At 67.5% G+C, this 10,614-nt stretch carries 10 protein-coding genes; all 10 read right to left on the reverse strand.

Annotated features, from left to right (window positions below):
• Nucleotide 1: 1 nt before the first annotated feature.
• Nucleotides 2-898: a terpene synthase family protein gene (locus AC0L3O_RS33440; protein ID WP_473617866.1), complete on the reverse strand. Its 897-nt coding sequence runs from the start codon at nt 896-898 to the stop codon at nt 2-4.
• Nucleotides 895-2,445 (reverse strand): hypothetical protein, encoded by a 1,551-nt coding sequence (locus tag AC0L3O_RS33445; RefSeq protein WP_473617867.1) that lies wholly within the window; start codon nt 2,443-2,445, stop codon nt 895-897. Before AC0L3O_RS33445 ends, AC0L3O_RS33440 begins: the two co-directional genes overlap by 4 nt.
• Nucleotides 2,442-2,669: a hypothetical protein gene (locus tag AC0L3O_RS33450; protein WP_473617869.1), complete on the reverse strand. Its 228-nt coding sequence runs from the start codon at nt 2,667-2,669 to the stop codon at nt 2,442-2,444. Before AC0L3O_RS33450 ends, AC0L3O_RS33445 begins: the two co-directional genes overlap by 4 nt.
• A 58-nt stretch (nt 2,670-2,727) precedes the next feature.
• Complete coding sequence (locus AC0L3O_RS33455) at nt 2,728-3,726, reverse strand: polyprenyl synthetase family protein (RefSeq protein ID WP_473617878.1); 999 nt, start codon at nt 3,724-3,726, stop codon at nt 2,728-2,730.
• A 148-nt stretch (nt 3,727-3,874) separates the two neighbouring features.
• Nucleotides 3,875-5,218 carry a cytochrome P450 gene (locus AC0L3O_RS33460; protein WP_473617870.1) on the reverse strand — a complete coding sequence of 448 codons (1,344 nt, stop codon included), beginning with the start codon at nt 5,216-5,218 and terminating at the stop codon, nt 3,875-3,877.
• Entirely contained in the window at nt 5,218-6,063 is an 846-nt protein-coding gene (locus AC0L3O_RS33465; RefSeq protein ID WP_065010993.1) for an SDR family oxidoreductase, read from the reverse strand. The genes AC0L3O_RS33460 and AC0L3O_RS33465 overlap by 1 nt, the downstream gene beginning before the upstream one ends.
• Nucleotides 6,050-6,358 carry a ferredoxin gene (locus tag AC0L3O_RS33470; RefSeq protein ID WP_473617871.1) on the reverse strand — a complete coding sequence of 103 codons (309 nt, stop codon included), beginning with the start codon at nt 6,356-6,358 and terminating at the stop codon, nt 6,050-6,052. The genes AC0L3O_RS33465 and AC0L3O_RS33470 overlap by 14 nt, the downstream gene beginning before the upstream one ends.
• Nucleotide 6,359: 1 nt before the next feature.
• A complete protein-coding gene (locus AC0L3O_RS33475) occupies nt 6,360-7,649 on the reverse strand; it encodes a cytochrome P450 (RefSeq protein ID WP_473617873.1) in 1,290 nt (429 codons plus the stop codon).
• 94 nt (nt 7,650-7,743) lie between these two features.
• Complete coding sequence (locus AC0L3O_RS33480; protein WP_473617874.1) at nt 7,744-8,946, reverse strand: cytochrome P450; 1,203 nt, start codon at nt 8,944-8,946, stop codon at nt 7,744-7,746.
• A 16-nt stretch (nt 8,947-8,962) separates the two neighbouring features.
• Nucleotides 8,963-10,195 (reverse strand): cytochrome P450 family protein, encoded by a 1,233-nt coding sequence (locus tag AC0L3O_RS33485; RefSeq protein ID WP_473617876.1) that lies wholly within the window; start codon nt 10,193-10,195, stop codon nt 8,963-8,965.
• Between the last annotated feature and the right edge of the window lie 419 nt (nt 10,196-10,614).

The following is a 10,614-nucleotide window of genomic DNA, read 5'->3' on the forward strand; positions in this document are numbered from 1 at the left end:
TTCAGGCCGGCGCACGCTGGCTTCCCCCCGCAGCGTCGCTGCGGTAGCGGCTGGTCGAGGTCTGGTAGTACTGCGCGCGGATGGCCGCCATGGCCTCGATCAACCGTCCCCATGGCGCGGGAAAGCGTTCTTGCGCCATCACCCGGTGCAGCATGCGCGTATGGCCGGCCAGCTCGTCGTTGAGGAACTCCACCACAGGCATAGCCGGATAGCGCTGCAGCAGCAGGATCGCCGCGTTGTCGGCCTCGCCGGCCGACCTGTCCTTGTCGCGTCCATGCAGATCGTTCTGCAGGCGCCCTATCGCGGAGATGAGCCGCAGGACCTGGCGAAACGCCGGACGCGCGCGCAAGGTCGCCATGTCCAGCCCCCACAGCAACGACAGGCAACAGAACACGTTCGCGTAGGCGATCGAATCGATGCCGTTGTGGAGGTACTCGGCGTAGGACCAGCGTTCCACCCCTGCCGCCTGCGCGGCGCGCAGCGCCGCGCAGTAGCACCGGGTATCGTCGAGAAGCTGAGCATAGTCGCGACGATCGTAGGCGAGCGCGGCCAGCGAAGCGCGCAGCAAAGCGCAGCCCTCGAATCCAGGGAGCGCGCACCGTACGCCCTGCCACAGCGCCTGCTCCACCGCGGCGAGTTGCTCCGGCGCGATCAGGCCAAGGTCGTTGCAATCGTCGAGCCAGAACAGCAGCGCCAGTTCGCGATAGAACGCCACGATCAGCGTTTCGTCCTGCGGATCGCGGCCGGTGCGGGCGCTGGTGTCGCGCAGGCTCGGTTGGATACGCTGCAGGATGTACTGGCCGCCCCTGACCGCTTCCACGGCATGCTCGTCGGCGAACCCGGTCAGGGAACGCCCCCACTCCAGCACTTGCTGCAGCGCGCGTTCGGTCTGGATCATGGCGCCGCTCCTGGTCCCTCGGCCAGGACGCGCCGCCCCCAACGAAGCGCCAGCAACAACCCGGCAAGTTCGGCCACGCGCACGACCCGGGTGGGGCAATACAGTTCCTTGCCGATCCACAGCGGCGTCTGCGGCAGTGCATGCGCCGCATGGCGGGCGAGCATCCACTCCAGCGCACGCGCCACCGCCTGCGCGATGCGCCGGCGCCCTGTCGGCTCTTCGCTCCCGTCCATCACGTGCAACGCGAACAGCGCATAGGCGGTTTCCTCGAATGTGGACGCGCGACCGGTGCCCCAGCCGCCGCCGTCGCGCTGCGCCTGCAGCAGCGCCGCCAGCGCGCGTTCGTCGCGCCACTGGGGGTTGCCTTGCGCCAGCGCAGCGACCGCATGCGCGGTGGGATACAGCCACGAAACGTGCCATTTTTCGTTGTGCCATAGACCGTGCGGGTTGCGATTGGCCTCGACGTAGGCGCTGGTGCCGGCGGCGGGCTTTCCCAACAGTCGCAACGCATGCAGGGCATGGATGTTGGTCGACACCGAGGCATTGCGCTCGCCGGGGAAGGTGACGAACAGCTCGCCGATTTCGAAATGGCGCAACGCATCGACCGCCGGGTAGCGGCCTGCAAGGCGCAGGACGCACAACGCAACGGCGGTGTCGTCCGCATCGGCCGCGAAGTGCAAGGCCGGGCCCAGACCGCGCACGCCCAGGCGGGCGTCGAGCTGCGCGACGATTACGCGCACCGCCTCGGCGAGCGCGGGATGCGCGAACAGCCCGGCCAGATGCAGGGTGTACAGCGACCAGCATGGCTCGAACACATTGATCGGCCAGACGTTGGGAACGACACCTTCGATGCCGCTGCGCGTCGCCCGCGATGCCGCCTGCAGATACGCGTCGGCGCGCCCGACCTGCGGCGTGCCCCCCTGTGTCACGGCGTGTGCACGCCACGCGGCGGTGGCCGCCGGACTGATGCCGATGCTGCCGTCGTCATCCGGGCATGCGGTGGTCGGCGACGTCCCCCAGGCTTCCCAGGAGTGCAGCAAGGGATGGCCGCTCGGCAATGTCGCCACCGCCCCCAGCTTGAGCAGGCACGCTTGCCGCAACGGCAACAGCGCCTGGTGGCGCGGAAACGCCACGCCGCCCAGCAAGGATGCGGCTTCGCCGCACAACTGCGGCAGGATCAGCTCCGCGCCGATCGGCGCGTCTTCCGGCACCGCATGCGCGTAGGGATCGGGCTGGCGCTCGAGGAACCGGGTTGCAGCCTGGACTGCGTCGGCAGCGCCGGGAAGAGGATCGGCACGCTGCAATGCCAACAACGCCGCCCACGTGGGCGCATGGCGGAACAGCGGGAAGTCCGCGCTTCCCCATCCGCCATCGGCCTGTTGCTGCGCGATGAGCCACGCGTATGCGTCCTGGCGACCGGTGACGTTGCCGTGGAACTGCAGAGCTCGCGCGGTGTCGTAGACGGACGGACCGACGCTGCCGCCGTCGCTCATCTCGCTCAGCAGGTGGCGCAATTCGGAAAGGATCTGTTCGGACAGCGCGTTCAAGCGGGATGTTCCTTCTGCAGACGGTTGACGAGGACCAGGATCGAGCAGTCGGTCAGGCCCGTCGCGGCCCGGCGGACGGGCAGCGCCGGACGGCCGCCCTGCTCCGGCGCGGCGACGCGCCCCGATGCCGGCGCCGGTCCGCCGCATACGCTTGCGCGCCGCGGGCCGCGGCCCGCTGCGCAACCGCTGCGATCGGCGCCGCGGACTTGGACATAGTGCAGCATGCGCCGCTGCCGCCAGCCGATCGCAGCGGCACAGGGGCGGCTCCATGCGGACGCGCGCTCATGCGCAGGGCGCGTGCTTGAACAGATACGCGTTACCCCGCTGCAGCATCTGCGCCAATCGTTCCGCACGCGGCCCCAACGGGGCGATGGCCTCCCCGGCGTCGCGCAACAGATCCAGCGCGAACTGGCGCGCTGCCTGCAGCCCCATGATCGACGCGCAGGTCGGCTTTTGCGCCGCCGCGTCCTTGCCGGGGGTCTTGCCCAGCGTCGCCGTATCCGCTGTCGCGTCGAGAATGTCGTCGACTACCTGCAACGCCAAGCCGAAACAGGCGCTGTAGCGATCGAGCGCACAGTACAGCGCAGCGTGCGCGGCATCCTCCGCGATGGCGCCTAGCGCGCCCATGCGAACGGACGCGCGCACTAGCGCTCCGCTCTTCATCCGGTGCATCGCCACGATCTTGTCCAGCTCGACGTGCTTTCCGACCAGCGATAGATCTATAGCCTGCCCGCCTGCGGCACCCTCGGCGGACACCGCCTGCGCCAGTTCGCGCACGAGCGCGATACGGTTGTGGCCGGGCGCATCCAGGCTCGCCAGGGTCAGGAAGGCGTGCGCCTGCAACGCATCGCCGACCAGGATCGCAGTGGCTTCGCCGAACTTGACGTGCACGGTCGGAAGGCCGCGGCGAAGCACGTCGTCGTCCATCGCGGGCAGGTCGTCGTGGACCAGGGTACAGGCGTGCATCATCTCGATGGCGGCGCAGACGTCGTCGAGCATGTGCGCCGGCGTGTCGGCCAGTGCGCCGGCAGCCAGACAGAGCAAGGCGCGGGTGCGCTTTCCGCCATGCAAGGTGGCGTAGCGCATCGCCGCCATCAGATCGGTCTCACCGTCGTCTTCGGCGCAGAGAAGACGCGCCAGCGCCTGTTCGACCCGCTTTGCGCCGTCCTGCATCCAGATTTCCGGCAGCAGCCTGCCGGATGCGCCGCGCGCCTGCGCCCCCAATCCGCCGAGCGCGGAAACGCCAGTTCGGTCGTCGTGTAGCGTGGAACCGGTCTGCATGTTGTTCATGTCCTTGTACCTGACAGGAGACCGCCACGGCGAGCGCCGAGCTGCCGCGGTGTTGCCGGCGTCGCACCGAGCGCGCGCGCCGAGTGCAGCAATGCCGCGCGTCGCCGCTGCCTCGCCACACAGGGCGTGCGATGCCAGCTCATGAGAATCCGATGCGGATTGTCATGGACGGATGTGCGGTCGGGTAATAGCGCCGGCCCTTTTCGACGCCGCTCAGCAACCGCGGCCGCACCCCGGCCTTGTGCATGGTCAGCGCCAAGGCGACGGAGAACTGCACCAGTTCCAGCCATACCAGGTGGTAGCCGATGCAGACGTGTGGGCCGGTACCGAACTGCAGCATGTCCACCGGCCGGATCGGCTCCGTGCGTTGCAGCCACCGCGCCAGGCGGAACTGATCAGGCGCCTCGTGCAGCAGCGCCGAGGTCGAGAAATGCAGCAGCGGGATGCACAGAGGGGTGCCCGCGGGAATGCGCCGTTGGCCGAGCTGCAATTCCTGCAGCGCGCGACGCGGCAGGACCGTGGTCGCCGGATGCACGCGTAGCGTTTCGCGGAACAGCGCCTCGGCGACCGGACACTGCGCCAGGTCCGCGTGCCGGGTCGGCACCGCGCCCACGCGTTGCGCCTCCTCGACCAGGGCGTCCCACAGCACAGGCTGCCGCGCCAGCTCGATCACCATCCAGGCCATCGTCGAGGCGGTGGTGTCGTGACCGCCAAGCAGCAGCAAGCGGATATTGGCGACCAGGACGTCATCGGAGAGCGCATCATCGCTGCGATCGAAGGCGCTCACCATGTCGTTGATCAACCCGGTTCGCGCGGCATGCGCGCGCGCGTCCCGGACGAACTGGCGCAACTGCGCGTCGATCCAGTCGCGGGCGGCGCGGCCGCGCCGCAAGGGCAGTCCGGGCAGGTCGATCGGGGGCGCGACGATCAACTGCAGCAGTTGCCGGTACTTGCGATGCCATCCCGGCAGGTCGTTCGCGGGGATTCCCATGAGGCTGAAGATGAGCTTGAGCGTCAGATCGCCGGTTTCGCGCAGGATGGTTACGTCGCCGCGGTCGCGCCACGCCTGCACCCGCTCCAGGATGATGGGCGCGAACAGGTCGCCGATGCCGGCCTGGGTCAGTCCCTTGGGCAAGAACGCCGCCTTGATCGCATCGCGCGCCTGCCGGTGCGCGCCGCCGTCCTGAGCGACCAACGTTCCGCGAAGCAATTCGGGCGCGATCTCTTCCATCAGCCCCGAGGACACGTCCTTGTGCCGGAGCAGTGCGAATGCATCCAGATCCGTGCAGGTCATCAGGTGGCCGGCAGGGCCGAAATCCAGCCAGAAGTGGCTGCCCAGCGTCCGTTCCGCGCGCCGCAGTAGGCGCGGTAGGTCGCAGACGATGGCGGGAAGATGCCCGACGAGGGGGAAAGCGCCGGGCACGATCGGGATTTTGTGCCGCAGCCGGTGCCGACGATCCAGCGGGTTGAGCAGCATGTTCATCAGCAGCGCGGCGCCGCGGCCGCTTCGGCGATGTCGCCGGCAGGCCGCGCGGCGCGGCTGTTGCCACCGTCGGCGTATGTCGGCACATGCGCCAGCATGCCGCCGTCGATGCACACGACCTGGCCAGTGATGAACGCAGCATCGTCGGAGAGCAGGAAAGCCACCAGCGCGGCCACGTCCTCGGGGCGGCCGACGCGCGGCAGGAGCTGGTGCCGGCGCAGATGCCGTTGCATGCACTCGTCCAGCTTGGCGAGGAGACGCTCGGTCATGATGAGACCCGGCGCAACCGCGTTGCAGCGGATCTGCGCGTGACCGTACTGGGTGGCGAGCGAGGCCGACAGCATGTTCATCGCCGCCTTCGACGCGGCGTAGGACGTCTGCGCGGTGTCACCGCTGAGCCCCTGGCACGACGACATGTTGACGATGGCACCACCGCCGCGGGCGATCATCCGTGGGATGGCCTGCCGGCAGCAGAGCAGCGTGCCGCGCAGATTGGTCGCCATGATCTGATCCCAGACCGCCAGGTCCAGGTCGAGGATCGCGTGGTCGCGCGGGGTCAGATGCATGGCGCTCGCGTTGTTCACCAGCAGGTCGACCCCACCGAAGTGCCGCTCCGCCGTCTCGAACAGCGCTGCCACCGCCTGCGCATCGGCAATGTCCATGGCCAGGGCCAGCGCGTGGCCGGCTTCGGCCGCGATCTGCGCGGTGCAGGCGATGGCCGCCGAGCCATCAATGTCGGCCACCACGACTCTGCCGCCCTCGCGCGCGAGGGCGAGGGCGCATGCCTTGCCGATGCCGGCGCCGGCGCCGGTCACCACGGCCACCTTGCCTTCAAACCGTCCCATCGTGTCCTCCTGGATTGCGTTGGTCTTTCGCGGCATGCCGATAGGCCTCCGCCGGAGAAGGCGCAGGGTTGGCGCTGGCGCGCTCGCCATCGCCAGAGTCGCTTTCGATGACCCGAATGGCGGCGACCGGGCACTGGCTGGCCGCGAGCCGCACGGCGGCGTGCAGCGCCTGCGGGACCGTCACCACGCACACTTCAGCCACGCCATCCGGTTCGCGCTGGCGAAAGGTCCCCGGCAGCGTCAGCACGCACTGCCCGGTGGTTCCGCACAGATCCTGGTCGACCACGACGCGCATCTCAGCCCCCCAGCGCATGCAGCCGCACCGGCAGCGCGCGGAACGTCCTAAGGAACGCGGAGGGCTCCCGGGTCGGCTGCTCGGCCAATGCCAGCGTGGGGAAGCGCGCCTGGATCCGCGGCAGGCTCTCGGCCAACTGCACCCGGGCCAGTTGCGCACCCAGGCAGAAGTGGATGCCGTGACCGAAGCTCAGCATGATCTTCCCGTCGCTCGACATGCCAGGACTGGTGCCGTAGAACCGCACGGGATCGAAGCGGTCGGGATCGGCGAAGGCGTCCGGGTCGCGATTGCCTGCCGCGATCAGCACGCGCACGTCCGCGTTCTTCGGAATCACCACGCCGCCCAGTTCGATGTCGCGCTGGGCGATCCGCGGAATGGAGCTGAACATGGCAGGCGCGTCGCAGCGCAGGACTTCTTCCACGAATGCCTTCACCCCCACGGCGTCTCCCTGCAGCCAGTGCCGCTGTTCGGGATGCGCCAGCATCGCCAGGACCGCATGGTCGATGGTCGCAGCAGTGGTGGCGAAGCCGCCCAGCAGCATGCCCCACAACATGCTGATCAACTCCGCATCCGACAGCGTGTCGGCATCGTCGTCATGTGCGCCGACCAGCATCGACACGATGTCGTGGTGGGGGTCGGTGCGCTTGCGCAGTATGAGGTCGCCGAAGTAGGCCTGCACCTTGGCGCTGGCCGCGTCCGCCGCGGCGAGCTGGGGATCGCTGGCGTGCGGGCTCAGGCCTTCCAGAATGGGGCCGATGCCGGCGGCGAGCCCGAACATGTCATCCTGGGGCATGCCGAACAGTTCGGCGAAGACCAGCATGGGCAAGGCCAGCGCGAATTCCCGATGCAGGTCCACCGCCTCCCCGCGCTCCAGCGCGGGCGCCATGCCGTCCAGGCGCGCTGCGGCGATGCGCGCGATGCTCGGCCGCAGGTCGTCGATCTGGCGCATGGTGAAATCGCGCGAGATCAGCCGGCGCAGACGCGTATGCGTCGGGGGGTCCATCATCGCTAGCGTGGACGCCAGCAGATTGAGCGACAGGCTGGTCGCCGCACGGGGGAAATAGCGCGCCAGTTCGCCCGGCGCCGGTCCCCGAAACGCATCGCCCGTCGCCTTCAGCGCCCAGTAAATGTCGACGTGGCGGCTCAACAGAAAGAGGCCCGACGCCGCGCGATGCACCGGATCGTGCTCGCGCAACCACCGCATGAACGGATACGGGTCGTGGATGCATGCTGGCGACGCCAGTTCGGCGAAGGCGTCCCGGCATGCTGCTGTGGTTTCTTGCACGTCCATCCTGCTTACCTGTTGGCTGGCTGATCTGACCGGTGCGCGCCCAGGCGCGCCGGAAAATTGCGGAGAAGATCCCCATCCCGGCGGCGTCCGCGCATCACCAGAGCACCGGGAACTCCTCGAACCCGCCAGTGATGATCTCCTTGCGCAGCTTCAGTTCTTCGGGCGCCACGGCCAGGCGTAGCGCGGGAAAGCGCTGGAAGATCGAACCGAACACCACCTTGAGTTCCAGCCTGGCCAGCGCTGCGCCGATACAGTTGTGCGGCCCGTAGGAGAACGCCAGGTGCGGGTTTTCGTCGCGTCCGATGTCGAAGATTTCCGGGTCGTCGAAATGGCGCGGATCGAACGACGTCGCCGGCAGGCCGACCAGCACCTTGCTTTCCGCGGGAATATGCACGCCCGCGATGGTCACCTCGGTCCTCGGATAGCGCATGATGCCGTCCCAGCCCGCGCCCGGCGGGTACATGCGCAGGATTTCCTCCACCGCCTTGTCCACCAGGGATGGATCGCCGACCAGGCGTTCGCGCTGTTGCGGATGGCGGAACATGGCCAGCAGGCCGAATTCGATCTGCGCCACGGTGCTCTCGTGCCCCGCCACCAATATGCCCGCCGCCAGGCCGATCGCCTCTTCCTCGGTTGCCTTGCCCTGGTCGACCGCCGCGAGCAGATCCGTCAGCAGGTTGTCGCCCGGATCCTGGCGCTTGTCCCGCATCTTGTCGCGAATGTAGGCGCGCAGTTCTTCCCAGGCTAGGCGTGACGCGCTGCGCGGGCCGCTTTCATGCTGGTGCGTCATCACCTCGTCGGACAGCCCGGCGAAAAAGGCGTGATCCTCGTAGAGCACGCCCATCAGCGCGCTGATGACCATGGCTGGAAGCGGAAAGGAGAGGTGGCGCCGCAGGTCGGCGGGCTGGGGCTGGGTCGCCAGCGTCTCGAACAACTGCGCGGCGATCGCTTCGACCTGCTGCGCGAGCAGCTTCACCCTGCGGTTGCTGAAGGCCGGCGCCACGATCGTGCGTAACCGGGCATGCTCGCCCCCCTCGTGCGAGACCAGCCATCCCGGCGAACCGAGAATCACCGAATCCGGGGTGAATGCCGCCGGCGGCATTCCCGCGGGCCGGAATGCTGCGTCGGACAGCACCGCCTTGGCCTCGTCGTAGCCTGTCACCCACCAGCCTTCGTGCCCGGACGGGAACCGCACGCGGTGGATCGGACCATTGGCGCATAGCGCCAACATCTCGGGCGAGGGCTCGATGTGATCGATGCGCCACATCGGCAGCGTCGGCAAGGGTTGTTCGGACATGGTGGCACTTCACTCTCTAAGCGATGGAAGGGCGGAAGGTGACCGGCAGGCGCTGCGGGCAGCGAATGACGTAAGACGGCATGTAGACGACGTCCTCCGCGGCGATGGTCAGCGCCAGATCCTCCAGCCGCCCGAACAGCGCGGGGAAGGCGCAGCGCAATTCCAGGCGCGCCAGCTCAGCGCCCAGGCAGGAATGCGGCCCCTCGCCGAACGACAGGTGCGGGTTGTGCCGCCGGGTGACATCGAACCTGTCGGCGCCGGGACCGAAGGCCTTTTCGTCCCGGTTCGCCGCATGGAACGCCATCAGGACGGCGTCGCCGCGGCGGACCATGCATCCGTCGATCTCCACGTCCTGGGTGGCATAGCGGAACGGCAGATTGGCCACTGCGCTGCCCCAGCGCAGGATCTCCTCGATCGCCTGTGACCACGGAACTTGGCCGCTGCGCACCAGGTGCAGTTGCTGCGGATGCGTCAGCAATGCCAGCACGCCATTGCCGATGACGCCGGTGGTGGTCACGAAGCCCGCAGATAGCACCATGAACAGCATGTCGATGAGCTCGGTGTCGGAAACGAGCTCGCCGTTGTCGCGCGCGACGATCAGGGCCGAAGCCAGATCGTCGCCGAGCTGGCCCCGCTTGAGCGCGATCAGGCGACGGAAGAACTCCGGGATGCGCTGCCGCGTCTGTCGCACCTCTGCGGCTGTGGCGGAGGTGTTGGCCCGGCTGTAGGTAAGCGCGACGATCTCCTCGCGCTGTTCGTCCGGCAAACCGAACAGTTCGGCGATCACGTTGGTGGGCAGCGGAACGGCGAACTCGCACATCAGATCGGCACTGCCGCCGCGCTGCGCCATCTCGGCCAGGAGTCGATCGACGCATTGTTCGATCCGTGGCGCCAGCAAGGCGATACGACTGGGCGCGAAGCTCCTGGACAGCAGGCCGCGCAAGCGCCGGTGATCGGCGCCATGTGCCGTGACCATGTTGTCCACTTTGCACATCCCGATCAGCGGATGATCCTCGGGAATCTCGCCGTCCTGCAGCGCCCGCCACTGTCGCCAGTCCCTGTTGAAACGCTGGTCGGAAAACATCCGCCTGAGCGTCTGGTGACGGCCTGCCGCCCAGGTCACCACATTGCCTGGCAGCGACACTCGCGCCATCCCCCGCTGCCGCAGGATCGCAGCAGACAGACTATTAAGTTGCGTGGGAGCGACCGAGACACCGATCACATCGCAATGATCGTTTTCTACGCGCATGCCAACAACTCCTTAAAGAACCATTATGTAATAAAGCACAAAATCATTTGCAGCTTCCCGCAAATGCGTAGCGTCTCATCCCTCAACAAGCACCAGCAAAATTGGATTTCGACTAACCCGCTTGATCTTGCCGGGTTCCGGCGCCCTAGTTAATTGAATAACAAGCCCCAAAACTCAAGTGAAAGAATGTTAAGTTTATTTGTTACTGGAATGTCTAAAATTTCATAATGCCGCAATATATTAACGCCATGGTCAGCCAGCCCTCTAGCCGACCTTAAGGTCGTGTCCCACCGCGTGGTGTAGGTCGGCGGTAGCGAAGCCGCTCGCGAGCGCGCCCTCAACAGCGCTGTAGATGCTATGGGCGGCGGCGAGCGTGTGGCACCCTCGACGCTGTTGAGCAGCTACCTAAGGAGCGCCCC

Source organism: Mesorhizobium sp. WSM4810, assembly GCF_055811235.1.